The sequence below is a fragment of the uncultured Streptomyces sp. genome, assembly GCF_947488945.1.
GTDB lineage: Bacteria > Actinomycetota > Actinomycetes > Streptomycetales > Streptomycetaceae > Streptomyces.
In genome coordinates this window covers 15010-41849 of record NZ_CANLBS010000016.1, presented here as the reverse complement: position 1 = coordinate 41849, position 26840 = coordinate 15010, and the positions used below count along the sequence as shown (strand labels likewise).

Here is a 26840-nt window from a genome sequence, read left to right as displayed (position 1 = left end):
TCCTCAAGTTAGGTAAGGGTTACTTAACCAAGCTTCCGTGACCTTACCCTTTTCCCGCCCGTCCGCCCAGCGATCTCACGGGGCCGGGCCGGCTCGCCCGGAGGCCCTCAGGCCGTACGGACCGGGGCGGCGGATTCCCAGGCGAAGCCGTCCGGGTCGGTGAAGGGCCCGCCGGCGCAGCCGAGGAAGATGTGGCGGGCCCCGGTCCCCTCCGGTGCCACGCCGAGGTCCTTCGCCAGGGCCCGGCGCCGGTACAGAGCCGGCTTCACCGGGCCGTCGCCGGCCTCGAACTCGGCGTAGACCCGTCCGAAGCTCCTGGACACGGTGAGGCCCTGGCCGACGTAGAACCGCTTGCTCGCGGCGACGTCGGCGACCCCGAGCAGCAGGACCAGTTCGTCGATCCGGCGTTCGGCGGGCCCGGTGTCCTTCTTCGCGGAGGTGGCGACCTTCCAGATCGTGCCGTCCGGCGCGCGTACGACTCCGCCGTACCCCCACATCGACCGGGATGCGGGCTTGAGGACCGTGGCGCCCGCCTCGACGGCGCTGCCGAGGAAGCTGTCGACGGTGGCGGGCCGGCCGACGGTGAGCGCCAGGGTGAACCCGCGGAAGCCGTCCGTGGGTTCCGCGCAGGCGCGCACCCCGATCCGGGCGTCCAGCCCGAAGGCGTCGGCGAGGAAGCGTTCGGCGGCCGCGGGGTCGGCCGCGCCGAGGGTGACTGTCTCGATGAAGTTCATGCGTACGACGCTAGGCGCGGGACCACCACCCGTGCTTCTCGATTCCTGACCGGTCGGCCCGCTCCGCCGGAACGCCGCTCTCGACCTGCCGGACCCCACACGCTTGGATGGTCGTCGGCCGGTCGTCCGGCCCCGCACGACGTCCGGATGCACGGAGCCCGCGAAACGGAGCCGATGGTGGAGCCTGCAATGGTGACGGCCGGTACGACCCTGGCCGACCGGTACACCCTCGGGCGGCTGCTGGGCCGCGGCGGCATGGGAGAGGTGTGGCAGGGGCGCGATCCGGTACTGGGGCGGGACGTTGCGGTCAAGCTGATGCGCGTGGCGCGGGAGTCCGTGCCGGAGCAGCGCTTCGGGCGGGAGGCCGAGATCCTCGCCGGGCTGCACCACCCGGGGATCACGGTGGTGCACGACGCGGGCCGGCAGGACGCGTACCGCTTCATCGTGATGGAACTGCTGATCGGCCAGGACCTCGCGCACCTGCTGGCCGAGCAGGGACCACTGTCGTTCCCCCGGGTGGTGGACCTGACGAGCCAGACCGTGGACGCCGTCGCGGCGGCCCACCAGCACGGGGTGGTGCACCGCGATCTCAAACCGGCCAACCTGTTCGTACAGGCCGGCGACCGGGTGAAGGTCTGCGACTTCGGCATCGCCCGGGTCGCCGGCACGACCGGGACGCTGACGTCGGACGGTCCGGTGCCCGGCACCCCGGCCTACATGTCGCCCGAGCAGCATCAGGGGAAGACGGCCGACGCCCGCACCGATCTCTACTCGCTCGGTGTGGTGATGTTCGAGATGCTGACGGGCATCCTCCCGTTCCCCGTCGACCAGCCGCTCTACGCCCTGATGCGCCAGCACGTCGAGGCCGCCCCGCCACGCCCCGGCACGCTGCGGCCGGGCATTCCCCGCGAGTTGGAGAGACTGGTGCTGGACCTGCTGGCCAAGGACCCGGCCAAGCGGCCCGACTCCCGTGAGACCGCCGCCGTTCTCGCGGAGCTGGCGACCAGGGACGCGCTGCCGACCGCGGCGGCCGGCTCGCTGCGGGATTCCCGGCAGGGGCGCGGCCGGCGCCCCCGCACGCCCCCGACCCCAACCCTGGCGGCCCATCCGGCACGGAACCCGGGCGCGGGCCGCGTATTCGAGCTGCGCCGGACGCTGACGAGCGCGACCGGCGGCGCGGTCGACGCGCTGGCCTTCGGCCCGGACGGCCGGACGCTCGTCACCAGCCACAGCCTCGCCGGGGTCCGGTTGCTGGACGCCCGCACCGGCTCGGTGCGGCACGAACTCGCCGGGGGCGGGGGCGGCGGGAGCCGGGTCCACGCGCTGGCCTTCTCCCCCGACGGCAGCACCCTGGCCACCGGGGGCGAGGGTGCGGTGGTACGCCTGTGGGACGGCCGGACCGACGCCCTGCGGGCCCAGCTCACGGGCCATTCCGGCACCGTCGTCTCACTGGAGTTCGCCCCCGACGGCCGGACCCTCGCCGTCGGCGGTGACGCGCAGGTGCGCCTGTGGGACGGCCGGACCGCGAAACACCTCATGGATCTGCCGGGCGCCACCGGGCCGGCCGTCTTCAGCCCGGACGGCAGGCTCCTCGTGACGGGCGGCGGCGAGGGCCAGTTGCGCCGTTGGAGCCCGCGCTCGGGCAAGTCGCACCGTCCGCGGTCGATCCGGCCGAACGGGCGGGTCCGCCTCCTCGCGGCCGGTCCGGACGGCCACGGCATCGCCGCGGTCTGCTCCCCGCTCGCCCCGGAGGACAAGGGGCTGGTCCTCCTGATGGACGCCCGGACCGGTCGCGGGCACCGCAGGCTCACCGGTCACACCGAGGACGTGGGCGCGCTGGCCTACGGGCCGGACGGCCGGCTGCTCGTCTCGGGGGATCACGGGGGCACGGTCATCGTCCGGGACGCCCGGTCGGGCGCGCAGTTGCTGATCCTGCCCGAGGGCTCGGAGCAGGTCCGGGCGCTGGCGTTCAGCCCGGACGGCGGGACGCTCGCGGTGGGCTGCTCCGACGGCAGCGTCCGCCTCTGGGCGACCGGCGGCTGAGCCGCGCGCCTCTCCGGGGCGATCGGCGCTCGAACCACGCTGCATGGGCCGGCCGCCACGGACCGGCATGGGCACACCCGCCCGCGCGGACCGGTGCGCGCACCCCCGCCCGCGCGGACCGGCCGGCGCGGCGGACGGGCTGACGGGCGGGAGGGCCGGACCGGCGGGCGCCGTCGCCCGGGCGAGCGCTCCGCCCGTCCCGGTCCGGCCCCACCTCAGTGGCGACGCCCGATCGCGAGTCTGAACGAAGCGTCACCGGAGGGGAGTTGCACGGTGTACTGGCGCAGGTAGGTGTCCAGGAACGGCGAGCGCGCACCGGCCGTGGGCACGTCGTCGGACGGGTCGTCCAGGGCGAGGGTGAGCCGGGCGTCCTTCACCTGGATCGTCCGGCCCGACGGGGTGTCGCGCCAGGAGCCGGTCTGGATGGAACCGATCTCCACGGCCAGCACGTGTCCGGCGGCCAGTGTCCAGTCGGTGGACTTGAGGTCGACGGAAAGCCGGCCGGTGTCCACCAGCGACACCTGCTCGTCAAACATGACGGCCTTGCCGTCGGGGCCGACGTCGTAAAGCTTCACCATGAGGTTGCCCTCGCCCCGCGCGGTCAGCGAGAGCCGTGGGGTGCCGGTGAGGCGGACGGGCCGGGCGACGGGCTCGGAGCGGACGAAGAAGCTGGAGGTGACCTCGCCGGCGGACTGGAGTCCGGCCGCGCCCGCGGCCAGGGTCCTCGGCGCGGCCGGGTCCAGCGAGGGGGCGTTCTCCAGGTCCCACTCGCCGGACGGCTGGGTGGAGGGCCGCAGCGCGGGGCCGCCGTCCGCGGTGGCCGCGGCGCGCGCCGACGCTCCCCCGTCGTCCAGGTAGGAACCGCTGCCGAGGGCGACGCCCACCCTCACGGACTCACCGGGCCAGGTCCGCTGGGCGCGCCAGGCGCCGGTGGAGTCCTCCACCGAGTAGGCGGGGTAGGAGACCTCGGGGCGCTTGCCCTTGAGGTACTGGTCAAAGAAGGCGAGGGTCTCGTCGTACCACCCTTCGCGGCCCATGGAGAGGCGGCCGTCGGAGGTGCGGTCGCCGCCGCGCACGTGCTCCCACTGCCCGAGCCAGCCGCGCTCGGGGCCCTTGTGGTTGTCGAGGAACTCCTGCATCTCCTCGGGCTTGGTGTTGTTCTCGATGAAGCCCTGGGTGACGAAGAGCGGGGTGTCGCTGCCCCTGGCCTTCTTCGCCAGGTCGCGGGAGGTCCAGTACGGGCTGTCCTGGTCGGTCGTCAGGTAGCCCGCCGCGTTCTGGGTCAGGCACTCGGGGTGGGCCTGCTCGTAGGCGGCGTTGGACCGGTAGCGGGCGTCGTCGTCGGGCAGCGCGTCGAGCGTGGCGATGGAGTTGTACGCGTTGGCGGTCCCGGTGACGTTGGGGCGGGGCACGCCGTTGGAGTAGATGTACTGGTACATGTCCCAGACGGGCTCCTGCGCGACCACGGCCTTCAGCGCGCGCTGGTCGAGGTCGTTGCCGATGAGGCCGGTGGAGGCGTCGTAGGACTTCCCGTACATGCCGACGGCGCCGGTGGACCACGGCCGGTCCGCCGCCCAGTCGATCGCCGCGCGGACGTCCGCCTGTTCGCCGGGGCCCGCCCAGTCGAGGCAGCCGGTGGAGCCGCCGAAGCCGCGCAGGTCCACCATGACGAAGGCGTAGCCCTGGTCGAAGAGGTCGGTGCCCTCGATGAAGTCCTGGAAGCGGGAGGAGGGGCCGGTGTGGCTCCAGCCCTCGGCGTCGGTCTGCCCGGCGTGTCCGAAGTAGGGGCCCACCGAGAGGATGACAGGGACCCGCGCGCCCTTCTTCAGCCCTTCGGGCAGCAGGACGTCCGCGTGCAGTTCGGTGCCGGAGCGGTCGGACGACGGGAAGTAGTGCTGGGTCCAGACGGCGCCCTCCGGGACGCGGTCGTTCTCCTCGTGGGTGACGGAACCCGGTGCGGCAGCGGCCCCGGCGTGGGGCGCCGGCTCCGCAGCGGCGGCGGTGACCGGGCCGGCGAGACCGGTCAGGGCGAGGGTGCTGACGAGGACCGAGGCAGCCAGGGCTGCCGCGCGACGTGCTCTCACATGCTCCTCCGGTGGGTGGTGAGCCATGATGCAGGCGGTGCGGACCGAGCGGCGGGCCCTCCCCACGTAGGCATGCACATGACGAGGGCTTCCGACGGGCGAGCCTATGATCATCGCGCGCCCGGGGCAACGCCCTCGTGTGTACGTCGTGTTACCGAATCCGGCACCGTGGCGATCCACGCTTGGGGCCCGGTCGCGCGACCGGCCTGCGCCTTCGTGCGGGCCGGCCCGGTCCTTACGGCGGACCCGGGGGCCCCGGTCGGAGCCCGCAGGGTGCTCCGGCCGGCGGCCGGGGCCACGGCGCGGCTACCTGCTCTTCAGGTACTCGGCCAGACCCTCCCGCGTGAGCGGGTAGTAGTCGGACAGCCTGCCGCCCTCGTCGATCCGGCGGCGCGCGAACTCCTCCCGGTCCTGGTGGGCCAGCGCGTCCTCGGCCAGCGGGACCGCGTTCTCCTGCGGGACCACGACCGCGCCGTCCTCGTCCGCGACGATCAGGTCCCCCGGCGTCACCAGGGCGCCACCGACGCCGACCGGCACGTTGAAGGCCGAGGGGAACAGCTCGGTCTGCGAGGCGTAGTGCGGCGTCACGCCCGTGCACCACACCGGCACTCCGAGCGCCCTGATCCTGGCCGCGTCCCGCACCCGGCCGTCCACCACGATGCCCGCGCCGCCGCGCAGTTGGAAGTAGCGCACCAGCATGTCGCCCAGACAGCCGGTGAAGTGGCTGCCCTGCGCGGAGACGACCAGCACGTCCCCGGGCCGGATCGACTCCAGCACGCCCCACAGCGCGGTCTTGCGCTCCGCGTCCTCCTGGTCCTTGCCGGAGAAGACGTCCTCCCGCTGCGGCAGGAACTGGAGCGTGACGGCGCCGCCGGTGACTCTCACGTCGGGCTCGCGGTGCAGCGGGACCGGCCCGTCGATGAAGGTCCGTGTGATGCCCATCTGATGGAGCTTCGCGCACGCGGTCGCCGCGCTCACCTCCGACAGGGCCGACACCATGCGTGCGGTCGGCCGCGTGAAGGACGAGGTGTGGACCGGCGCCAGCATCGACTCGTAGACGGCCGGACCCCCTGTCGGTGGCGCTCCCTGATCCCCGGTCGGGTTCATTTCCCTGCCTCTCCGCGCGCTCCCGGCGCACGTACACAGCGGTGACGTTAATCGTCTATCGATGGTAGATAACAGCGCGCCGACGACAACTGTCAATCGCCCGCCCCGAGTTCACGGGCCTCGAAGCCGACCTCGCGCCACCCCCGGAACACACCGGTCCCCCCATACGGACGCACCGTGCGGGCCCTGCCCCGCCACGGCCGAAGGGCGCCCGGCCCGCACTCCCGCCCTGCCCCCACCCCCTGCCTCCCCCAACTCCCGCCACTGCTGCACATGGTGGCGCCCGCCGGACGGACGCACGGGTTTGCGACGGGACCCTTGACATGTGGAGGGCCACCCCTAGCATCAGTAATCGATAGACGATAGAACATACCTGGAGGTGACGGCTCCTGCGGATCGCCCCGGACCGACGGTCCGTCACCCCAAGGCCGCCCGGAACCGGTCCGTCTCCCCGAACCCCGTTTTCTCCTCCGGTGAATTCCCCCTCCGGGAATTGATCGGCGGTTCCACCCGCGATTCCGCAACCCGGCATCCGCGGGTCCGCGCCCGGAATCACGGGACGCGGGACCGGCATGCACCACCGACCTGACGGCCGCGCAAAAGCCGCGCTCAGACAGTGTTTTCGGCGTGCCCGAGCCGGAATCCCTCCGATTTCCTCAGGGCTCGTTCCGATGCGTTCTCCTTGTTGACCGCACCGAAATTCCTGTGGTTCCATCTCGGCCGTCATCGATCCCCGCATACGCAATGGAGCGTGTCCGAATGAACAGAATGTGGCGCCAGGTCTACGCGATGGCCGTCGCTCCGCTGGTGATGGCCTCCGCCGCCGCGTGCGGCGGCGGCACCGGTGGTGGCGACGCCGACGGCAAGACCACTCTCCGTGTCATCGTGAACATCTCGCCCAACCTGACGCAGGCCTACTGGAACAAGCTCTTCGACCGCTACGAGAAGGCCCACCCCGATGTCACGGTGAAGCTGGAACTGACCGGGACCATATCGGCGAACGCCAAGCTCACCCAGGACCTCGCCGCGGGCGACCCGCCGGACATCGCGCAGCAGATCACCCCGTCGGCCGAGAACGTGGACCTGTTCGCCGACCTGACGGACCAGGCCTGGACGAAGGACGTGCCGCTCGCGGACGAGTACGCCATCGACGGCAAGCGGTACATGGTGGGCGTCGGCGAGCAGATCCAGTCGCTGGTCTTCTACAACAAGGCCGCCTTCGCCAAGGCGGGTCTGGACGCGGCGCGGATCAAGACGCTGGACCAGTTCACCAACGCGATGAAGAAGCTCAAGAAGGCCGGCTACACCCCCCTGCAGACGGCCGGCCAGTGGGTCACCGGGTCGCAGTTCTCGATGATGGCCGACGCCGGGGTGCTCACCGAGAACCCGGACTGGACCGCCGAGCGCAACGAGGGCGAGGGCTCGTTCGCCGACAGCGGTTATCTCCGCTACCTGGAGCGCTACCGCTCCTGGATCGACTCGGGATACCTCGACAAGAGCGCCCTCGGGCTGACGTACGCGGACGGCCAGACCGCGTTCCTGGACGGCAAGTCCGCGATGTACATCATGGGTTCGTACTTCGTGCCGGCGGCCGACGCGGCGAAGAAGAGCGACGAGGTCGGCGTCTTCACCATGCCGACGGACGGTGCGTACCCCTCCGGGCAGTTCGGCAACATCGCCTCCCCCTACGTGGTCGTCAACAAGTCCCGGCACAAGGCCGAGGCGATCGACTTCGTCCGGTGGCTCGTCACCGACCCGGAGGCGATCGAGAGCCAGCTCGCCGCCGACGGCAATCTCCGTCAGGGCTTCTCGTACCCGGTGTCGAGCCTCGGCACCGAGGTCCAGGCGATCCTGGACAAGGCCCCCTCGATCCTCGTGAAGGCCGGGAACCGCCAGCCCGTCGACGGCTTCAGCAGCGAGCTGAACACGCAGATCCAGTCCCTGTACACCGGCTCCTCGGCCGAGGACGTCGCCAAGGGATTGGACAAGTGGTGGAACTCGCAGAGCTGACCCGGCGCGGTCCGGCGGCCGGCCCCGTCCGCAAGGACGGTGCGCCGCCGGACCGCCGGGCCGCCCGGATCCGCGAAGGCGCTGTCACCTTCGGCCTGATGGGACCCGCGGTCATCCTGTACACGGTGATGACCGTGGTGCCGGTGGGCGTCGCGGTGTACCTCAGTTTCACCGACTGGGACGGCTTCTCCCCCGCCGCCTTCATCGGGCTGGAGAACTACCGCCACCTGTTCGACGACCCCAGTTCGACGCAGTCCTGGTACGTGACGGCGCTGATCGCGGCCGTCGGCACCGTGGGCATGGTCGGGCTCGGTCTGTCCTACGCCCTGGTCCTCAAGGGGCGGTCCCGGTCCAACTCCTTCTTCCGCGCGGTGGCCTACTTCCCGCACGTCATCAGCGCCCTGATCCTCGGGTACCTGTGGGCGGCGATCCTCGGCACCAACGGGGCGGTCAACAACACGCTCGGCTCGTTCGGGTTCGAGCCGGTCGGATTCCTTTTCGACGAGACGTTCGCGCTGGTGTCGCTGATCGCGGTCATCGTGTGGGCCGGGTTCGGATTCAACGTGGTGCTGTTCGTCGCCGCGTTCCAGACGGTTCCGGCGGAACTGCTGGAGGCGGCCGCCATCGACGGCGCGAGCAGGCGGCAGATGAACATGAAGGTCGTCGTGCCGATGATCGCCCCGGTGGTGACGGTGGCGACCGTGCTCAACCTGGTCGGTCTGATCCGGGCCTACGACCTGGTGGTCAGCCTCACCGGCGGTGGTCCGGCCGGCTCGACGCAGACGTTCTCCTACTTGATCCTCGCCCGGTCCTTCGAGGGCACCAAGGTCGGCTACGCGACCGCGCAGTCGGTGTTCCTCATGGTCGTCTCCGCGGCCCTGGCGCTGCTCGTGACCGCGCTGCGCAACCGTCAAGACCAAGCAGCCGCAGGTTAGGAGCCGAAGGTGGTCGTCATGGAAACCGAAGCCCGGGAACGGCGCGAAGCCCCGAAGAAGGCCCCGCCGCACCTCTCCGGGGATCCCGCGGGCCCGTCGGTGACGGAGCGCGAGCCGCGCTCCCTGCTGCGCGGGGTGATGCTGGGCGTGCTGGCCGTGGTGATGATCGTGCCGGTGTATCTGCTGGTGGTGAACGCCTTCAAGTCGCAGCAGCAGATTCTCAGCAGCCCCTTCGCGCTGCCCTTCACCGGCCTCACGTTCGAGCACATGGCCGCAGCGATCGACAGCCCCGAGTTCAACGTCATCGGCGGGTACGGCTTCACCCTGTTCCTCGTCGTCATGGTGGACGTGTTCTGCATCCTGCTGGCCGGCCCGGCCGCGTACGCCATCGCCCGCAGCCTCAAGCGGCGCACCCAGCTGGTCCTGCTGTACTTCCTGGCCGGTACGTTCATCCCGGGCGCCGCGGTGATCATTCCGGTGATCTACGTACTCCGCGAGATCGGGCTGGCGAACACGGTGACCGGTTTGATCGCGCACGACGTCGCGTCCACCCTGCCGGTCAGCATCTTCCTGTTCGCCGGGTTCATCCGGACCATCCCGAGGGACATCGACCACGCGGCGACGATCGACGGAGCCGGACGGTTCCGGACGTTCTGGCAGATCATCTTCCCCCTGATGCGCCCGGCGGTCGTGACGGTGCTGATCCTCAACTCGATCGGCATCTGGAACGACTTCATCAGCCCGCAGATCCTGCTCAGTCCGTCGTCCGGGCACTACACGGTGACCACGGCGATCTACGCAGGCGTCAGCCAGTACTCGACGGACCTGACCAAGGTCTTCCCGAATCTGCTGCTCGCGGTCGCGCCCGTGATCATCTTCTTCATCTACATGCAGCGCCACATCATCAGCGGCCTCACCGTCGGAGCGGTGAAGGGCTGACCCGGCGCCCCCGCGCCCCGTCCCCGACGGACCCGTACGACCGGACACCTGCCGGACGGGGCATCCGCACGGGCCGGCATCCGTACCAGGCAACTCCGAGAGGACACCCACGTGCTGACGACGTTACTGACCAGGTCCCGCAGCAGGTTCCTGCCCGCGGCGGTGGCGGTGCTGGCCTCCACGGCCGTGCTGGCCGCGGCCGCCGTACCCGCCGCCGCCCATCCGGGCTCCGGCCGCGGCCGGACGTACTACGTCGCCCCGCAGTGGCAGGGCGCCGCGGCACCCGCCCACGCGGGACCGGCGGCCGGCCGCTCCCCGCGCACGGCCTTCACCTCCGTCCAGGACTGCGCCGCCGTCATGGTGCCGGGCGACACCTGCCAGATCGCCTCCGGCACCTACTCCGAGACCGTGGTGCCGGCCCGGTCGGGCACGGCCGCCCAGCCCATCACGTACAAGGCGGCGCCCGGCGCCGAGGTGACCTTCAGCGGCACCGGCCGGGTCGACGGCTTCGCGCGGGTGACCGCGGCCGACCTCGCGGCGATCGGGCAGCAGGACCCGTACGCCCCGGACTCCGACTTCGGCGACGCGGTCGCCGCGGGCGACGTCTGGTCCACCGACGTGGACCTCGGAGCCGACCCGACCACGGTGCAGATCTTCACCGACCGGCAGATGGGCATCGAGGCCCAGTGGCCCTACCCCGGTACCGACCTGCTCGACCCGGCGCTCCAGTACGCCGGAGCGGGCAGCGCGGACGCGACCATCGTGGACGCCGACCTGACCAGGCCCGCCGGCTACTGGGACGGCGCGCGCGCCCTCACCGGCTACTGGTACGTCTCGGCCACCACCACCGTGAAGAGCTCCCCGGCCGGCCAGGTCGAGCTGACCGCCGCACCCCCGTGCGTGCATAAAGTCGTCCCCAAGGACACCCGGTACGCCCTGTCCGGCAAGATCGGTGAACTGGCCCATCCGGGCACGTGGTTCTACGACCCGGCCGCCCGGAAGCTGTACGTGTACAGCACCGACGATCCGGCCGGGCACACCATCGAGGCGAAGACCCGCCCGCTCGCCTTCGACCTGAACGGCACCAGCCACACCACGGTCAGCGGCATCGGCCTGTTCGCCTCGACGATCCGGACGGGACCGGCCACCACCGGGAACGTCCTGGACCACATCGACGGGAAGTACCTCTCGCACTACACCGAGATCACGGACGGCGCGACCGACTGCGGCAGCTCCGTCACACGGGGCGTGGGCGACACGGGGATCGTGATCGACGGCACGTACAACAGAATCGTCAACAGCGATCTGTCGCTCAGCGCGGGCAACGGGGTCGCGCTGCGCGGGCAGAACAACACCGCCACCGACAACGTCATCCACGACGTGGACTACCTCGGCACCTACGCGGCCGGCATCGCCGTCCAGGGCAACAGCCAGACGGTCACCCACAACACCATCTACCGCGTCGGGCGCAGCGGGATCAACCTCCAGTGGGGCACCACGCCGGGACTCACCCCCGGCCCGGACACCATCGCGCACAACGACATCTCGCAGTACGCCCGGCTGAGCCTGGACACCGCCGGCATCTACACCTGCTGCAGCGCGGACATGATGGGCACCTCCATCGACCACAACCTGCTGCACGACGGCACGCCCACGCCGAACGTCACCCCGTTCGCCGTCGCCGGGGTCTACGCCGACAACGGGCAGAGCAACCTGGTGATCGCCGACAACGTGGGCTGGAAGAACCTGGAGGGCACCGTGATGCTCAACGGCCTGGGCACCGGCTCGCACGACAACGAGGTGCACAACAACACCGGCGGCATGACGCTGTTCTACGTGAAGGAACCGAACGCCTCGACCGGCACCCGGATCTTCAACAACATCGGCGCCATCCGTGGGCTGACCGACGCCACCAACGGCGGACTGGTGCTCTCCAACAACCTTCCGTCCGACGTGAATCCGCTGTTCGTCGACTCCGCGGCCAACGACTACCGCCTCTCCGAGCCGTCCCCGGCCCGCAACGCGGCGATCCCGCTGCCGGGCATCAACGACGGCTCCGTCGACCCGGTCCCGAGCCTGGGCGCGTACCAGTACGGCGCACCCAAGTGGACGGCGGGCGCCCGCCGCTGACCCCCAGGTGACCCCTTGGCAGCGCGAAGGGCCCCGCACCGGCGAGATCGTCTCGATCCGGTGCGGGGCCTTCGGCGTGGGGGTTCGGGTCTCGCGGGGGTTCAGCTCTCCCGCGGCGCCGCGGCTTTGCCGGTGGCCGCGACCTTGCGGGCGGCGGGCTTACGGGCCGCGGCTGCCTTGCGCGGGGCCGCGGCTTCGGCCACGCCGTTCTCGGCGGGGACGGTTCCGGCCAGGGCAGCCGTCTTGCGGGGTGCGACCGTGGGTTTCGCGTTCCTCTTCGCCGTGCGGGCGTCCGGCACCGGTCCGCGGCCCGCCGCGTGGTCGGCGAACGCCTCGGCGGCCCGGTCCGGGTCGCCCTCGCGCAGCAGGTGCACCAGCCGGCCGTGCTCGTCGGCCATCGCGTGCCAGTCACCGTCGAAAAGCGGGTCGGCGATGGCGCGCAGCGCCCGCAGGCTCGGCTCCAGCACCTCCCACATGCGCACCAGGAGCGGGTTGCCCGAGATCCGGCCGACGACGGTGTGGAACTCGATGTCGGCGTCACGGAACAGGCTGACGTCGTTCTCCGCCACCGCGGCCCGCATCCGTGCGACCAGCGCGTCGAGTTCGCCGAGATTCTCCTCGGTGACGCGCTCGGCGGCGAGCGACGCGGCCAGACGCTCCAGCGGCTCGCGCACCTGACGAGCGTATTCCGCGTCCTGCTGGGAGATCTCGACCACGAAATTCCCGCGCCGGGGCACATGCATCAGCAGGCCCTCGCGGGCCAGTTGCTTGACGGCCTCGCGCACCGGCGCCTGACTCACCCCGAGGCGTCGCGCGATCTCTGATTCGACCACCCGCTCATTGGGTCCGAGATCACCCTCGACGATGGCCTGGCGAATCAACTCGTACACCTGGTCGGAGATCAGGGTGCGGCGGAAGCGGTCCTTATTGGTCGCCAGCGTGGAGACGAACCCCGCCGACTCGTTCACTGCCATGAATTCCCATCCTGCGGTCCGGGGGTGCCCCTCGTGATGATACGTGCTCATCGTCTATCGATCCGATGCGGAAGCGGCCCGATTCCACCGCGCACGAGGGGCGGGTAGAGGTCTCAGGCCGCGCCTTTCAGCCGCTTCGCCAGCCATTCCAGTTTGACCACCTCGTGGGCGGGGCCGCCGCCTTCGTGATCGTTGAACGGATAGACGCTGATCCGCTTCTCGGACTGCTGGACCCCGCCGTCCGCCCCGTAGTGGTGGAACGCCGCGTAGACCGTCGACGGCGGGCAGATGTGGTCCATCAGACCGACCGAGAACAGGGTCGGTGCGTCGGCCCGGCGGCCCAGTAGCACACCGTCGAAGTAGGACAGGGTGCGGGCCACGGTCGCCGCGTGCTGGCGGTGGAGTTTGACGAACCGCGACACCTCGACGTACGGCGGCAGGTCCGTCATCGTCGTCGCGCGCGGGAAGTGGCACAGGAACGGCACGTCCGGCATGACGGCGACCAGGTCCGGTACCAGGCCGGCGGCGGCAAGCGCGATCCCGCCGCCCTGGCTGGTACCCGTCACGACCACGCGCGCCGGGTCGACGGCCGGGTGCTCGCGGACCGCGTCCACGGCGCGGACGGCGTCGACGAAGAGGCGGCGGTAGTAGTAGCGGCGGGGGTCGAGCACACCGCGGGTGAGGAAGCCGGGGGCCGCGACGTCCCCGGTGGCGGGGTCCGGGTCCGGGGTCTCGGCGCCCTGGCCCCGGGTGTCCATCACGAAGTGGGCGTACCCCGCGCAGGCCCACAGCCGCTTCTCGTGCGGTGCGCCGCGTCCGCTGCCGTAGCCCAGGTACTCGACGACGACCGGCAGCGGCCCGGTGCGGGTCACCGGGAGTTGCAGCCAGCCGCGCACCGGGTGGCCGCCGTAGCCGGCGAAGGTGACGTCGAAGGTGTCGACGGTGGCGAGCCCGTTGTGCACCGGCTCGCACGCGATCAGGGCCCCGCCGGTCCGGTGGGCGGTCAGGCTCTCCCGCCAGAAGTCGTCGAAGTCCGCGGGTTCGTCGAGGGCGGGGCGGTAGCGCTCCAGCTCGTCCAGGGGCAGGTCGAAGAAAGCCATGCTCGGTCTCCGTAGGAGGTCGGAGCCGGCCGGACGGCCGACTGGTAAGCACTTATCGCCTATCGATCATCGAAGAGAATCAAGGCCCTCCGAACGTTGTCAACCGTGCAGCCCGTACACCCGCCGGGCGTTGGCGCTCAGCACGTCGTCCCGCTCTCCTGCCGTGAGGCGGTGCAGCGGCCCGGTCGCCGCGGCCAGGGAAGCGGCGCGGCTTCCGCCGGTCAGGCAGATCGGCCAGTCGGAGCCGATCAGGCAGCGGTCCGGCCCGAAGGCGTCCAGCACGCGGTGGACCAACGCGGCCGTCCGGTGCGGGGATACGCCCCGCTGCTGAGTGAGCAGACCGGAGATCTTGACCACCACGGCCGGGACACCGGCGGCCGTCCGCAGGTCCCGGAGCCACTCCTGCGGCTCCGGCTCCTGGTGGAGGTGGGGCGGATTGCCCAGGTGGTCGACGACCACGGTCAGACCCGGATGGGCCCGCGCGACCCGCGCGGCCGCGTCGAAGGCCCGGTGGTGCAGGTTGAGTTCGAGGACCGTCCCGCTGTCGGCCAGCACCGGGACCAGGGCGCGGGCGTCCCGCGGTGTCGCCTCCCAGGAAGCGCCGCCCAGCCGCGTCCCGTTCGGCCGGGTCTCCCCGAGGCCCTCCAGGAAGTCCCGGAACGCCTCCGGGCCACCGGCCCCGTGGACGTGCAGATTGGCCACGTACCCGGCGACCAGTTCCGGTCTGCGCAGGCGCAGTTCGCGCAGGGCCAGGGTCTCGCCGGCATCCCCGCGCGAGGCCTCCACCAGCACGGTCCCGGTGATGTCCGGGCCGGGGGCGGAGCGGCGGAGGTCGTCGGCGGTATAGGGCCGGTGGTGGGGGGTGCCCGGACGGATCCAGGGGAAACCCCGCTCCGGGTCCCAGAGATGGGCGTGGCAGTCGATCAAGATCTTTACCTCTCGCGGGTGTTGACGCGTATTGACACCTCGGTGTGCACCTATGAGAGTTTAAGAATCGGTAATCGATGGGCGATAGTGAGGGGACGGGTGTTCTTGATGATCGGTGTCGAGCGGCGCGGCGGCGGACCGGCGGCGAGGGGGTGCGCCCGCGACGTGGCGGCGCGACCGGCGGGCGGGGCGCACGAACACTCCCCGGAGGGCTCCGGCCGATGACGCACACCGATTTTCCCTCCGGCGCGCCCCGGGTGAGGGCGGCCCGCCGTCCCGCCGCCGTCCCGCGCTGGGCGGTGCTGGAGCGTGAGCTGTTCGCCGCGCAGGACAAGGCGTGGCGGATCTTCGCCGACCGCTACACCGAGACCGACGGCCGCCTGGTCTTCCGCGACACGCTCGGCCAGGGGCTCGACGACCGCGACGGTGTGGACGACTTCTACGAGCCGTTCTTCAACTGGCCCACGCTCTACCTCCTCGGCGGCAGCGCCGACCTGCTTTCGGCGTCGCGCCGCCACTGGGACGGGGTCAGCGACCAGCTGACCGGGATGGGCATGCTGGTCGACGGCATGGAGCGGGGCTACGACTGGTTCCATCAGGGCGAGGGCATGCTCTTCTTCTACGCCCTGTGCCTGGCGGACCCGCACGACGCGCGACTGCGCACGCTGGCCCTGCGGTTCGCCGACTTCTACCTGCCCGGCGGCCCCAACTACGACCCCGGGCACCGGGTGATCCGCGCCCCGCACAACGGCGCCGGCGGCCCCCGCCCCGGTTTCAGCGACCACGACACGTACTTCCCGTGGAGCCCGAGCCTGCGGCCGTACGGGCTGCCGCTCGACTGGATCGACGAAGCCGCCTCCTTCGACGAGCTGGCCGCGTCCCCCGACCGGGCCCGCGCCTACGGGCGCGCGATGTGGGACCGGATGGGCCGCGGTGACACCGCCGTCAACCTGGCCGCGACCGGTCTCGCCGCCAACGCCCATCTGCTGAGCGGCGAACAGCGGTACGCGGACTGGGTGACGGAGTACGTCGGCGCCTGGCAGGAGCGGTCCGCCGGGCACCCGGTGCTGCCCGACAACGTGGGTCTGGGCGGTGGGGTCGGGGAGTACCTGGAGGGCCGCTGGTACGGCGCGCACTACGGATGGTGCTGGCCGCACGGCCTGTCCTCGGTGGCATCCGCCGCGATCGTCGGGGCGACCAACGCCACCCTGCTGACCGGCGACACCGGATACCTCGACCTGGCCCGCAACCCCCTCGACGCGGTCCTGCGCCACGCCGAGCAGAAGAGCGCCGAGCAGATGGGGACCCTGGGCGAGCGGTGGCTGCCGCACCTGCTCGCGATGGACGCCGACCGCACCCTCATGGTGCCGCAACGCCACGACGACTCGGGCTGGTTCGACTTCACCGTCATGCCGGGCCAGCTCCCGGTGTCCCTGTGGCACTTCAGCCGGGACCGGGCGGACGCCGAGCGCGTCGAGCGGCTGAGGGAGGGCTCCGCCTGGGACTGGTCCACCGTGCACATCCAGCGGATCAAGGAGGAAGCCGGCCACGAGGAGCCGTGGTTCGAGTACCTGCACGGCCGCAACTCCGGATTCCCCGAGGAGATGCTGCGCTGCGCCCTGGCCTCCTGCGCGCAGCGGGTCGAGTCGATCGGGAACGACACCGTGGACCCAGCTGTCGGACCCGACGCCCTCGGCATCCACCACTGGCAGCACCTCAACCCGGTCGTCACCGAGGCGCTGCTCCAGCTCACCACCGGCGCGCCGCAGGTCCTGTACAACGGCGGGCTGGCCCAACTGCACCTGCGGTACTTCGACGCGGAGGGCCGCCGGCCGGGGCTGCCGACGGACGTCGCCGCCCTGGTGTCCGACATCCGCCCCGAGCACACGGTGGTCGAGCTGGTGAACCTCGGCACCGCCGTGCGGTCGCTGGTGGTGCAGGCGGGGACGTACGCCGAGCACCTGCTGCACACGGTCCAGGTGGACGAGGAAGACGTCCGGCCGGTCGAAGGCCCTTACTGTGCGGTGGAGTTGCCCGCCGGGACGTGGGTGCGGCTGACCTTGACGATGACGCTCCGCGCCGCCGGGGCCACGTATCTGTCCCCGTGGGAGGTGACCGCGTGACCGCCCCGCACCCGCCGGCCGGATCCCTGCCGGAACCGCGCCGGGCACTCCCCCGGCTCGGCATCGGGACCGCCCCGCTGGGCGGCCTCTTCGAGGAGGTGACCGAGCGGGAGGCGGCCGCCACGCTGGAGGCCGCGACGGCCGAGGGCATCACCCTGTTCGACACCGCGCCCCGCTACGGCAACGGTCTCGCCGAGGAGAGACTCGGCCGACTGCTACCGGCGGGGACCGCCCGGCCGGTGATCTCCACCAAGGCCGGCTGGCTGCTGCGGGAGGGGGCCGGCTCGGAGCCCCACTGGATCACCGACTGGACGGAACGCGGTATCCGCACCTCGTTGGAGGGCAGCCTTGAGCGCCTCGGCCGCTCCTCGGTGGACGTGCTGTACCTCCACGACCCGCAGGACTACGCCGACGAGGTCAGGGCCACCGCGTACGCCGCGGCGTGCAGGCTCAGGGACGAGGGCCTGGTCGGCGCGATCGGCTTCGGCATGAACCGGCTGGCCGCGCTCACGGGGTTCGTGTCCGAGTTCGACGTGGACGTGGTGCTGGTGGCCGGGCACTTCTCGCTGCTCGACCACGGCGCGCTGCGGACCCTGCTGCCGCTGTGCCGGCGGACGGGCACCGAGGTGGTCGTCGGCGGCGTCTTCGCGACCGGTCTGCTCGCCGATCCCTCGCGGGGTGCCATGTACAACTACCACCCGGCTCCGGACGAGGTGCTGGAGCGGGCGCGGCTCTGCGGACGGATCTGCGAGGAGTACGGGGTCCCGCCGGCGGCGGCCGCGGTGCAGTTCCCGTTCCTGCATCCGGCCGTCGACTCGGTGGTGCTCGGCTGCCGGACCGCCACCGAGGTGACCGCGAACGCCGCCGCGTCCCGCTTCCCGGTCCCCGACGAGCTGTGGGACCGGCTGGCCGCGGCGGGGTTCGTCCCGCCGGGACTGCTCGGCCGCTGACGGGCCCGGCTGTGCCGCCCGTGCCCGCGCCACCGTGCGCGGGCACGGGCGGCGCGGGTGTGACGGTGCGGCCGACGGGCTCCGGCCGGGACTCCTACTGCCGGGGAAGGCCGCGCACCGGGTGCTTGCTCATGATGGAGACCCGGTTGAACGCGTTGATGGTGATCGCCACCCAGACGACTGCGGAGATCTCCTCGTCGGTCAGCACCGCCCGCGCGTCCGCGTAGGCGCCCTCCTGGAGCACGGCGTCCGCGGGGGTGGTGGTCGCCTCGGCGAGGGCGAGGGCGGCACGCTCCCGCCCGGTGAACAGCTCGGTGTCGCGCCAGGCGGCCAGGACCCCGAGCCGCCGGGTCGTCTCGCCCTCGCGCAGCGCGGCGCGGGTGTGGACGTCCAGGCAGTAGGCGCAGCCGTTGATCTGGGAGACCCGGAGGTTGACCAGTTCGACCAGGACACGGTCGAGGCCCGCCGAGGCGGCGACCCCGCGCACCGCTTCGGCGGTCGCGGTCATGGCGCGGAACGCCTCGGGGCTGCGCTTGTCGACGTAGACCCGCTGGGGGGCGCGGCCCGCCTCGGTGCCGTTCACTGCGGACTCCTCACCGGGACGCACGGTCCCAGGTCGTACCGTGCACCCTGGAAGGGGACGGACTAGTATCGAGCATGATCGTTAAACATGAAAGCACCTTTGGCGGGAAAGGGAGGCCGGCGATGAACGGCATCGGCATGGGGCCGGTCACACCCCACACCGGGACGGAGGTCCTCGGGACCCCGGTCCCCGGGGGCGAAGTGGAGGTGCTGACCCCGCGCGACGTGCCGCTCGGCGGTCTGCGCGCCATGACGGTCCGCCGCACGCTGCCGCAGCGCGCCCGTACCTTCGTCGGCGCCTGGTGCTTCATCGACCACTACGGCCCCGACGACGTCGCGGAGACCGGCGGGATGGACGTCGCGCCCCACCCGCACACCGGCCTGCAGACGGTGAGCTGGCTGTTCAGCGGCGAGATCGAGCACCGCGACAGCATGGGCAGCCACGCCTTCGTCCGCCCCGGCGAACTCAACCTGATGACCGGTGGCCACGGCATCAGCCACACGGAGGTCTCCACGCCGGACACCACGGTCCTGCACGGCGTGCAGCTCTGGGTGGCGCTCCCCGAGGAGCACCGGAACGCGGGCCGGGACTTCCGCCACCATTCCCCCGTACCCGTCCGGCGCGACGGCGCGACGCTCCGCGTCTTCCTCGGCTCCCTGGCCGGCGACACTTCTCCGGTGCCGACCTTCACCCCGCTGCTGGGTGCCGAGATCGTCCTGGAGCCCCGCGCCGGCCTCACCCTCGACGTGGACCCGGACTTCGAGCACGCCCTTCTCGTCGACACCGGCGACATCCGCCTCCAGGACCGCCTCCTGCACCGCTCGGACCTCGGCTACCTCGCCCCGGGCGCCCCCACCCTCACCCTCGCCAACGACACCGACACCCCGGCCCGCGCCGTCCTGGTGGGCGGGACGCCGTTCGGCGAGGAGATCGTCATGTGGTGGAACTTCGTGGGCCGCACCCACGAGGACGTCGTCCGCGCCCGCGAGGAGTGGGAAGCGCACTCCGACCGCTTCGGCGCCGTCGAGGGGTACGACGGGGACCGCATCCCCGCCCCGCAGCTCCCCACGACCCGGCTGAAGTCACGCGGGAACACCCGTTGAACCGCCGCGCCGCAGCCGACCGGTGAAGTCCGGGCCCCGGCCCGGCACCACCGCCGGCTGCCTCCCGGGACGATGCCCCACCGGGTGGAACCGGGACGCGGATGCCGAACGCGTGAGACCGCGAACGAATGAGGTTTTCGATGACTGAACCGGTGAAACCCGTGATCGACCTTCCGGAAGGTGACGCTCCCACCGAGCTGACCGTCCGCGACCTGGTCGTGGGGGACGGACTGGAAGCGAAGCCGGGCAGAGTGGTGCAGGTCCACTACGTCGGAGTCGCCTTCGCGTCGGGCAAGGAGTTCGACGCCTCGTGGGACCGGGGCAGGCCGTTCAAGTTCGCCGTGGGCGGTGGCAGGGTCATCAAGGGCTGGGACCGCGGGATCAGAGGGATGAAGGTCGGCGGCCGGCGCGAGATCATCGTTCCTCCGCGGCTCGGGTACGGCAAGCAGTCGCCCGCGCCCTCGATCCCGGCGGGCTCGACCCTGCTCTTCGTGGTGGACCTCCTCTCCGTCGCGGTCTGAGCCGTCCGCCCCCTGCCTCGTGGCCCGGAGAAGGCCCCGGTCGGGCGGAACCCGTGGCGGCCGGCCGGAACCCGGCAGCCGGAGGGCGGCGGGTCGGACGTCTCCGCCACACGGCCGGCCCGTCACACGGGCGGCCCGGCACGACGCCCCGCACGGGAGCCCGCGTAGGCGGCGACGCGCAGCGCCCCCAGCAGACCCACGGGGCGGAGACCGGGCAGCCGGTTGCGATAGGGGTCGAACGCCAGACCCTCGCGGGAGCCCGCGGAGACGTCGGTGCCGTTCAGGATCAACCGGGCCAGAGGCCGCCAGGCCGTTCCCGTCCCGAAGCAGAGCGCGAAGGCCAGGGGCCGTTGCGCGACGGCCGCCCCCACCGCCGCGGGGTCGGTGCTGATCCTCGGAGTGCCCGGCTCGGGAAACAGGGCCAGCACACCGCGCCGCCCGGCGACGAGATAGGGCAGCAGCGTGGAGTACGGACCGGCGGTGGCGGACCCGCGAGGCAAAGGCAGGTGGCGGGTCCAGCGGCCGCGGCCGCTGGACGTCATGAGGAGGTCCAGGTGGTGGCCGGGCCCGTCGGCGCACGCCACCCGCAGCGCCAGCCCCGCGCCGTCGGGCCAGGACCGGGGGAAGCCGGCGGCGCGCGACCAGCGCGCCGTCACCTCGTGCGAGCCCGGCGTGTCCAGCCACGGCACGTCCCAGCGGGTCGCTCGCGCGGGCAGGTCCAGTCGGCCTGCCATGATCACCCCGTCGGGGTGCAGAGCCGGGCGGCTGCCGCGTCGGTGGGCCGAGGTACGGGCAGCGCGGAAGGCGAAGCGATCAAGACGGTCCATGCGGTGCTCCGTTCCGGGATTGCGGGGCGTCGACGGTGGTGCGGGCGTGCTCCGCTCCACGGTAGGGGCACCCGCTCCGCGCTGCGGTTGCGGGTCCGTCCGTGTGGACCGCCGCGTACGGGTTACTCGGGAGGACTACCGGACAACACCGTACGAGAGGGGCATCATGACGCCGGCAGTGGACACACCCGTACGGATCCGCTTCATCGGCAACGCGACCCTGCTCCTGCGGTACGGGCCGCTGACCCTGCTGACCGACCCGAACTTCCTGCATCGCGGCCGGCACGCGCACCTGGGTTACGGGCTGCTGACGAAGCGGCTCCGAGAACCGGCTCTGACCGTCGGGGAGCTTCCCGACCTCGACGCCGTCGTCCTGTCCCACCTGCACGGTGACCACTGGGACCGGGTGGCCCGCAGGAATCTCGACCGTGGCCTTCCCGTCCTGACCACCCCGCAGGCAGCGCGGACGCTGCGCACGTTCCAGGGCTTCCGCCGTGCCACCGGGCTACGTACCTGGGAGGACCGGGTGCTCGTCAGGAGCGGCCACCAGGTCCGCCTGACCGCGACGCCCGGTCGTCATGCCCTCGGACCGTTGCGCGCTCTGCTCCCGCGGGTGATGGGAAGCATCCTCGAGTTCGGGCCCGCGGGCGGGCCGGCGCGCCTGCGCGTCTACGTGTCCGGCGACACGCTGCTGTTCGACGGTGTCGACGAGATCGCCCGCCGCTACCCGGACACCGACCTGGCGGTCCTGCATCTGGGAGGCACGACGCTGCCGGGGGGCCTGGTGGTCACCATGGACGGACGGCAGGGCACGGAGTTCGCCCGGCGGCTGGGCCCGCGCCGCGTGCTGCCCGTCCACTACGACGACTACACGGTGATGAAGTCGCCGCTGAGCGCGTTCCTGGACGAGATGGACCGGCGCGGCCTCGGGGAGAGGGTCGTGCACTGCGGCCGCGGGCAGGAAGCGACCCTCACGCCGGGGTCCGCGGACGTGCACGTGGCGTGACGCCTCCGGTCGAGGCGCGCACGGCTCCACGTCGGGCGACGCGGCGCTCCGCCTCGCGCTCGGGAAGCGAACGGGGCCCGTCGCGCTCGTGCGGACGGGCCCCGTTCCGGCGGCGGGACGGTCACGCCTTGTCGTTCTCGTCGCCGCCCAGGGGCGAGGCGGCTCCCTCATCGGGCTCGAACGCGTCGCGGCGGCCGGTGACGTGCGCCTGGTCCATCTTCCGGATGGCCGGGTGGTGCAGGTCGAACGCGGGCGACTCCGAACGGATACGCGGCAGCGTGACGAAGTTGTGCCGCGGTGGCGGACAGGAGGTGGCCCACTCCAGCGAACGTCCGTAGCCCCAAGGATCGTCCACGTCGACCCTCTTGCCCGTCTTGGCCGTCTTCCACACGTTGTAGAAGAAGGGGAGCGTGGAGGCGCCGAGAAGAAAGGCGCCGATGCTGGAAAGCGTGTTGAGAGCGGTGAACCCGTCCACGGCGAGGTAGTCCGCGTAGCGGCGTGGCATGCCTTCCGCCCCCAGCCAGTGCTGGACGAGGAACGTGGTGTGGAATCCGACGAAGAGCGTCCAGAAGTGGATCTTTCCGAGACGTTCGTCGAGCATCGTTCCGGTCATCTTGGGCCACCAGAAGTGAAAGCCGGCGAACATGGCGAAGACGACGGTGCCGAAAACGACGTAATGGAAGTGCGCCACGACGAAGTAGCTGTCGGTGACGTGGAAGTCGAGGGGCGGCGAGGCCAGGATGATTCCGGTCAGCCCTCCGAAGAGGAAGGTGACGAGGAATCCCGTGCTCCACAGCATGGGGGTCTCGAAAGACAGCGACCCCTTCCACATGGTGCCGATCCAGTTGAAGAACTTCACGCCGGTCGGCACGGCGATGAGGAACGTCATGAACGAGAAGAACGGCAGCAGCACGGCACCGGTGGCGAACATGTGATGGGCCCACACGGTGACGGAGAGTCCGGTGATGGCGATGGTCGCGCCGACGAGTCCCACGTAGCCGAAGATCGGCTTCCGCGAGAAGACCGGGATGATCTCCGTCACGATGCCGAAGAAGGGCAACGCGATGATGTAGACCTCGGGGTGCCCGAAGAACCAGAACAGGTGCTGCCACAGCACGGCGCCCCCGTTCTCCGGGTTGAAGATCTGTGCCCCGAAGCGCCGGTCGGCCTCCAGCGCGAAGAGCGTCGCCGCGAGCACGGGGAAGGCGAGCAGGACGAGCACGGACGTGAACAGGATGTTCCAGGTGAAGATGGGCATCCGGAACATGGTCATGCCGGGCGCGCGCATGCAGATGATCGTCGTGATGAAGTTGACGGCGCCCAGGATGGTCCCGAAGCCGGAGAGCGCGAGCCCCATGAGCCACATGTCGCCACCGGTGTAGGGCGTGCGTTCGCCGCCGCTGAGCGGGGTGTAGGCGGTCCAGCCGAAGTCCGCCGCCCCCTGCGGGGTGAGCAGGCTCCCGAGGACGATCAGTCCGCCGAAGAGGAACAGCCAGAACGACAACATGTTGAGGCGCGGGAACGCCACATCGGGGGAGCCGATCTGCAGCGGCATGATGGCATTGGCGAATCCGGCGAACGTCGGAGTGGCGAAGAACAGCAGCATGATCGTGCCGTGCATGGTGAATGTCTGGTTGTACTGTTCGGGCGACAGGATCTGCAGTCCCGGACGCGCGAGTTCGGCGCGGATGAGCAGCGCCATCAGTCCTGCCACGATGAAGAAGAAGAACGAGGCGGCGAGATACAGATGCCCGATCTTCTTGTGGTCGGTCGTGGTCAGCCAGGTCACGACGACACTGCCACGACCTCGTTTCTCGACCGGGACCAGGGTCGGCGGTTCGGTGGTTGACGCAGTCATGGGACCCTCACGCATCGGCAACGGGAAAGCGGCACGTCTCCGTGCGGACTCTTGCTTACCGCACCGGGGGCGCCCGAAGGACGAGTTACGGGGTGCGACACTCACGCGGGAACCCTGAAAGCCTTCCATCAGGTTCGGGGACACGCCCCGGGCCCGGCCGCGGTGCCGCCCTCCGTCTTCGCCGCACGCCGAGCCCCGGGGGAAACCTCGTCGTCCGGCTGGCCGACGGCCGGGGGCCGCCGCGTGCGACCGGCTTCCTCAGTGGGACGGTGGAGTGTGCCTCGGGCCACGGCTGCGGACCGGTCCCACACCGGAGTGGCGACCCGGGCGGACGCCGGCGTGGCGCTGTCCGGGCCCGGGACCGCCGCGCGCGGCGAGTGCGTCGGCCACGGCGCCGACGGCGAAGCCGTAGACCGCCTTGTGGAGAAGGTCGACGGCGAGTTCTCCACGCGGCCAGGTGGAAGGTGGTGCACCGACCCCGGTGGCGTTCTCCAGGATCTGGTCGGTGGTGAGCCGGACGACGGCGAACTGCGCCGAGGCCAGTGGCCCCCGGAGCCCGGCGTGTGCCATGCCGGAGCGCAGCACACCGAGCACGGTGGCCTGGCCGAAGTGCATGGCCCAATTCAGCAACAGGCTCCGGCCACCCACTTGTTCCGGCAGACCGGTCAGGCGTTGCAGCACCCGCGCCGGCACGTGCGAGTCGGGCCGGCGCGTGACCGCTTGTTCGATCTTCTCTCCGACGGTCATGACGACGCTTCCGGCGGCGCCCGCCAGCAGTCCCTGCTTCAGCACTTGGGTGATCATGAATCGCTGGGTACCCGTGTCCGGGCTTTCCACACGCTCCGGCCCGAGCGCGTCCGGCACCGCCCGCACGCCTCCACGTAGCCCTCCTTCGTTCGGGGGGCGGCGCGACGAGCCGCGTTTCCTCCGGCGCGAACCGGTTACCCCGCCCCTCATGAACTCAATCTCGCACACCGACCGCCATGGTGCGGAGGCCGCCTTCTCCCGGGCGCTGAAGCGCGTCCTCCCCTCCCCCTCGGGACCGGGCCGCGTCCTGCGCGGGATGGACCGGCTGGAACGAGCCACCGCACTCGACCGTCCCGTCGCCGTCCTGCGCGCGGGGGTCCGGGCGCTTCCCCTGGGTCCTTGCCGGGACGTGCTGCACGGCCGTTGGCTCGGCCATCCCCTCCACCCACTGCTGGCGCAGGTTCCCCTGGGCGCGTGGCTCTCCGCGGCGGTGCTCGACTGTCTTCCCGGCCAACGGCGGGCGGCGCACGCGCTGGTCGGCATGGGGCTCGGCGCGGCCGTGCCCGCCGCGCTGAGCGGCTGGACCGACTGGGCGGAAGGGCAGCCGCGGCAGCAGCGTGTCGGACTCGTCCACGCGGCGGCGAACATCACCGCCACCGTTCTGTACGGCGCCTCGTTCGTCGCCCGGTCCGGCGGACGCACGGGACGTGGCAGGGTGCTCGCCTTCGCGGGCCTGTCCGTGGTGGGAGTGGGCGGCGCGATCGGCGGTCACATGGCCTACCGCCTGGCGTCGGGGGCCAACCACGCTTCAGCGGTTCCCGACCTGGTCGCGCCCGGCTGGCACGATGTCGGACCCCTCAGCGGCTTCCCCGACGGCGAGCCGGTCAGGCGCGAGGTCGACGGCGTGCCCGTCGTCGTCGTGCGCGACGGCGCCGGGGCCGTGCATGTCCTCGCCGACTCCTGCAGCCACCTGGGCGGTCCGCTCTCCGCGGGCACCGTGGGCGACGGGTGCGTGCGGTGTCCCTGGCACGGCAGCGTCTTCCGGCTGAGCGACGGCTGGAACGTCGCTGGCCCCGCCACCGCACCCCAGCCGGCTTTCGGGACACGGCTCGTCGGCGACCGTGTCGAGGCCCGGCTGGACCCGGCGTCACGCCGGACGCCGGACGCTGCCGGCCGCTAAGGGCTGTCTGCCGGCTCCTCCTCCGTCCCCCGCCCCGCGAGGCGTTCACGCTGGGGCAGCACGGTGTAGCGGGGATCTTCGGCCGAGGCGACGCCCGCGGAGAAGACGCCGAAGCGGGTGCAGGCGGATCCGGCGAGAAGCGCGCAGCCTCCGAGGACCGCCAGCGGCTTCGAGCCACGACCGGGGCGCGCGGAGGAGAGCGCGGCAGCCGCGCCCGCCACCGTCAGGGCGCGGGCGGCGCGGAGCAGGGTTCCCGCACGGCCTTCGCGCCAGGTCTCCGCGACGAGACCGAGGCGGCGTTCGGCGGCGTTGCCCGCGGCCAGGTCGGCCGCGGCGGCGAGGACGGCGGCGGCCCGCGCCGGGCCGGCCTCCCGGACCGGTCCGAGGACGAGCGCCATGCCGGAGGCGGCGGCGGTGGCCGACGCGGCGAAGAGATAGGGAAGTTCGCGGTGCGCCCCGTGCCAGGCCGGGACCGCGGTGTCGGCGGCGAGGACGGCGGTGTAGGTGGCGACCGCGGGGCCGGTGAGGGCGGCGGCGGCGGTGGCGGCCGCACCGGTACGCGGCAGCCGGCCTCCGACCGCGGTCAGCGCGGCGACCCCGGCCGCCGGACCGTAGAGCCCCAGCAGCCAGGACCCGACGCTCATCGGGGAGGTCGGCTTGAACACCCGCAGCATGTGGGTGAACCGCTCGGGGCGGCCGAGGTCGTTGACGAGGGCGGCGACGGACAGGCCGATGGCTCCGAGCGAGGAGAGCTTCAGGGCTGTCGCGGTCGTGGTACGGCCGGTGACGTGCGCGCCCGCGGCCAGGACGGAGCCGGCGCCGGCGAGACCGCCGAGGAAGAAGTAGCCGGCGATGTCACGGGCGGCCCAGGAGGGCGCCTTGATGACCGGCCGTCCGTAGTAGGAGCGGAATTCGGCGCGGGGCACCATGAGTTCCTCGCCCCGTCGCCGACGGCCTCC

At 71.8% G+C, this 26840-nt stretch carries 22 protein-coding genes; 11 read left to right on the top strand and 11 right to left on the bottom strand.

Annotated elements, in window-relative coordinates; all coding sequences use genetic code 11:
• Window positions 1-107 precede the first annotated feature (107 nt).
• Entirely contained in the window at window positions 108-734 is a 627-nt protein-coding gene (locus Q0994_RS23360; RefSeq protein ID WP_299538021.1) for a glyoxalase, read from the bottom strand.
• A gap of 174 nt (window positions 735-908) precedes the next feature.
• On the opposite strand from Q0994_RS23360, the gene Q0994_RS23355 reads away from it, so the two are divergent.
• The gene (locus Q0994_RS23355; protein WP_299538020.1) at window positions 909-2777 is read left to right on the top strand and encodes a WD40 repeat domain-containing serine/threonine protein kinase; all 1869 of its coding nucleotides are present in this window, start codon (window positions 909-911) and stop codon (window positions 2775-2777) included.
• Between the two features lie 215 nt (window positions 2778-2992).
• Here the strand turns inward: Q0994_RS23355 and Q0994_RS23350 are convergent, their stop codons facing one another.
• Together Q0994_RS23350 and Q0994_RS23345 are read right to left on the bottom strand one after the other, a co-directional pair.
• The gene (locus Q0994_RS23350; RefSeq protein ID WP_299538019.1) at window positions 2993-4861 is read right to left on the bottom strand and encodes a CocE/NonD family hydrolase; all 1869 of its coding nucleotides are present in this window, start codon (window positions 4859-4861) and stop codon (window positions 2993-2995) included.
• 306 nt (window positions 4862-5167) lie between these two features.
• Complete coding sequence (locus Q0994_RS23345; protein ID WP_299538182.1) at window positions 5168-5908, bottom strand: ribonuclease activity regulator RraA; 741 nt, start codon at window positions 5906-5908, stop codon at window positions 5168-5170.
• Between the two features lie 819 nt (window positions 5909-6727).
• On the opposite strand from Q0994_RS23345, the gene Q0994_RS23340 reads away from it, so the two are divergent.
• The 4 genes from Q0994_RS23340 to Q0994_RS23325 all read left to right on the top strand — a co-directional run bounded on the left by Q0994_RS23340 (window position 6728) and on the right by Q0994_RS23325 (window position 11982).
• Window positions 6728-7978: an ABC transporter substrate-binding protein gene (locus Q0994_RS23340; RefSeq protein ID WP_299538018.1), complete on the top strand. Its 1251-nt coding sequence runs from the start codon at window positions 6728-6730 to the stop codon at window positions 7976-7978.
• Entirely contained in the window at window positions 7957-8913 is a 957-nt protein-coding gene (locus Q0994_RS23335) for a carbohydrate ABC transporter permease (RefSeq protein ID WP_299538017.1), read from the top strand. The genes Q0994_RS23340 and Q0994_RS23335 overlap by 22 nt, the downstream gene beginning before the upstream one ends.
• 18 nt (window positions 8914-8931) lie before the next feature.
• Window positions 8932-9852 (top strand): carbohydrate ABC transporter permease, encoded by a 921-nt coding sequence (locus Q0994_RS23330; RefSeq protein WP_299538016.1) that lies wholly within the window; start codon window positions 8932-8934, stop codon window positions 9850-9852.
• A 111-nt stretch (window positions 9853-9963) separates the two neighbouring features.
• Window positions 9964-11982 (top strand): right-handed parallel beta-helix repeat-containing protein, encoded by a 2019-nt coding sequence (locus Q0994_RS23325; RefSeq protein WP_299538015.1) that lies wholly within the window; start codon window positions 9964-9966, stop codon window positions 11980-11982.
• A 101-nt stretch (window positions 11983-12083) separates the two neighbouring features.
• Here the strand turns inward: Q0994_RS23325 and Q0994_RS23320 are convergent, their stop codons facing one another.
• The 3 genes from Q0994_RS23320 to Q0994_RS23310 all read right to left on the bottom strand — a co-directional run bounded on the left by Q0994_RS23320 (window position 12084) and on the right by Q0994_RS23310 (window position 14983).
• Entirely contained in the window at window positions 12084-12956 is an 873-nt protein-coding gene (locus Q0994_RS23320; protein WP_299538013.1) for a GntR family transcriptional regulator, read from the bottom strand.
• 113 nt (window positions 12957-13069) lie between these two features.
• On the bottom strand, window positions 13070-14056 hold the full coding sequence (locus Q0994_RS23315; RefSeq protein WP_299538012.1) for an acetylxylan esterase: 987 nt from the start codon (window positions 14054-14056) through the stop codon (window positions 13070-13072).
• A 99-nt stretch (window positions 14057-14155) separates the two neighbouring features.
• A complete protein-coding gene (locus tag Q0994_RS23310) occupies window positions 14156-14983 on the bottom strand; it encodes an amidohydrolase (protein ID WP_299538010.1) in 828 nt (275 codons plus the stop codon).
• A 221-nt stretch (window positions 14984-15204) separates the two neighbouring features.
• On the opposite strand from Q0994_RS23310, the gene Q0994_RS23305 reads away from it, so the two are divergent.
• Together Q0994_RS23305 and Q0994_RS23300 are read left to right on the top strand one after the other, a co-directional pair.
• Window positions 15205-17106 (top strand): hypothetical protein, encoded by a 1902-nt coding sequence (locus tag Q0994_RS23305; protein ID WP_299538009.1) that lies wholly within the window; start codon window positions 15205-15207, stop codon window positions 17104-17106.
• Complete coding sequence (locus Q0994_RS23300) at window positions 17103-18056, top strand: aldo/keto reductase (RefSeq protein ID WP_299538008.1); 954 nt, start codon at window positions 17103-17105, stop codon at window positions 18054-18056. Before Q0994_RS23305 ends, Q0994_RS23300 begins: the two co-directional genes overlap by 4 nt.
• Window positions 18057-18150: 94 nt before the next feature.
• On the opposite strand, the gene Q0994_RS23295 is transcribed toward Q0994_RS23300, so the two are convergent.
• A complete protein-coding gene (locus Q0994_RS23295) occupies window positions 18151-18639 on the bottom strand; it encodes a carboxymuconolactone decarboxylase family protein (protein WP_299538007.1) in 489 nt (162 codons plus the stop codon).
• Between the two features lie 137 nt (window positions 18640-18776).
• On the opposite strand from Q0994_RS23295, the gene Q0994_RS23290 reads away from it, so the two are divergent.
• Window positions 18777-19742: a pirin family protein gene (locus Q0994_RS23290; RefSeq protein ID WP_299538180.1), complete on the top strand. Its 966-nt coding sequence runs from the start codon at window positions 18777-18779 to the stop codon at window positions 19740-19742.
• Between the two features lie 140 nt (window positions 19743-19882).
• Window positions 19883-20263, top strand: coding sequence for an FKBP-type peptidyl-prolyl cis-trans isomerase (locus tag Q0994_RS23285; protein ID WP_299538006.1), 381 nt, complete (start codon window positions 19883-19885; stop codon window positions 20261-20263).
• A 122-nt stretch (window positions 20264-20385) separates the two neighbouring features.
• Here Q0994_RS23285 and Q0994_RS23280 read toward each other — a convergent pair whose 3' ends face one another.
• Window positions 20386-21090, bottom strand: a complete 705-nt coding sequence (locus Q0994_RS23280) for a phosphodiesterase (RefSeq protein WP_299538005.1) — start codon at window positions 21088-21090, stop codon at window positions 20386-20388.
• Window positions 21091-21256: 166 nt separating this feature from the next.
• Here Q0994_RS23280 and Q0994_RS23275 point away from each other — a divergent pair, with 166 nt between their 5' ends.
• Complete coding sequence (locus tag Q0994_RS23275; protein WP_299538004.1) at window positions 21257-22096, top strand: MBL fold metallo-hydrolase; 840 nt, start codon at window positions 21257-21259, stop codon at window positions 22094-22096.
• 121 nt (window positions 22097-22217) lie between these two features.
• Here Q0994_RS23275 and ctaD read toward each other — a convergent pair whose 3' ends face one another.
• Window positions 22218-23954: a cytochrome c oxidase subunit I gene (ctaD, locus tag Q0994_RS23270; RefSeq protein ID WP_299538003.1), complete on the bottom strand. Its 1737-nt coding sequence runs from the start codon at window positions 23952-23954 to the stop codon at window positions 22218-22220.
• Window positions 23955-24212: 258 nt separating this feature from the next.
• Entirely contained in the window at window positions 24213-24758 is a 546-nt protein-coding gene (locus tag Q0994_RS23265) for a hypothetical protein (RefSeq protein WP_299538002.1), read from the bottom strand.
• Between the two features lie 259 nt (window positions 24759-25017).
• On the opposite strand from Q0994_RS23265, the gene Q0994_RS23260 reads away from it, so the two are divergent.
• Complete coding sequence (locus tag Q0994_RS23260) at window positions 25018-25881, top strand: Rieske (2Fe-2S) protein (RefSeq protein ID WP_299538178.1); 864 nt, start codon at window positions 25018-25020, stop codon at window positions 25879-25881.
• On the opposite strand, the gene nrfD is transcribed toward Q0994_RS23260, so the two are convergent.
• Complete coding sequence (gene nrfD / locus Q0994_RS23255; protein WP_299538176.1) at window positions 25878-26810, bottom strand: NrfD/PsrC family molybdoenzyme membrane anchor subunit; 933 nt, start codon at window positions 26808-26810, stop codon at window positions 25878-25880. The two genes, Q0994_RS23260 and nrfD, sit on opposite strands and share 4 nt — an antisense overlap.
• Window positions 26811-26840: the final 30 nt, after the last annotated feature.